General features: G+C 48.5%; 1 protein-coding gene and 1 pseudogene. Both read right to left on the bottom strand.

Annotation, left to right across the window (positions count from 1 at the left end; all coding sequences use genetic code 11):
* Nucleotides 1-61, bottom strand: a pseudogene (locus tag R7O13_RS28385) (cell division protein DedD); the annotation flags it as partial.
* A 14-nt stretch (nt 62-75) separates the two neighbouring features.
* A partial coding sequence (locus R7O13_RS28380; protein WP_318305392.1) for a glutamate ligase domain-containing protein occupies nt 76-623 on the bottom strand: 548 nt, incomplete at its 5' end.

Genomic DNA, 623 nt, shown 5'->3' with positions numbered 1-623 from the left:
TGACTCCGACTGCGACTAGAATGATGGTGCCGACTAAACGACTTTGGAATTTACTTGCCATCAAGTTACCTTTGATTACTTATTCTTTGATTGCCAATGCTCCAATACCTCACCTACGGTATGGAATGAGCCCGCGACCAACACAACATCGTTTGAAGCAGCGCTGCTTAATGCACTCTCAAACGCTTCAACCGGTGTTTGGAACTGAACTTGCCCTTGCGGTAGGTATTGGCACAATTCATCCGCCGTTGCAGCTCGTGGCCCAGTCAACGATGCTGGATACCAATGCGTCGCGATAGGCTTAAGCGCGGCCAATGTCGCTTTGATGTCTTTATCATGCAGCATTGCAATCACAACGTGGATAGTTTTCCCCGCGTACTGAGTTTTCACCTTTTCAACTAAATACTCAGCAGAATGAGGGTTGTGCGCCACGTCCAACACAATTTCTGGCTCGTGTTGAAGTACCTGCATTCGACCCGCGAGTCGAGCATTATTCAAGCCATTGACGATGTTTATGTCAGTGATTTGCAATTCCGATGCGCCTAGAGCCATTAAAGCAGTGGCAGCATTTGGAAGCGGTAGCGAAGGCAGAGGAAGATCCTCAAGCGCAAAAGCACCACTAC

Source organism: Vibrio sp. Y176, assembly GCF_033438945.1.
This window is presented reverse-complemented; position numbering and strand designations above follow the sequence as displayed.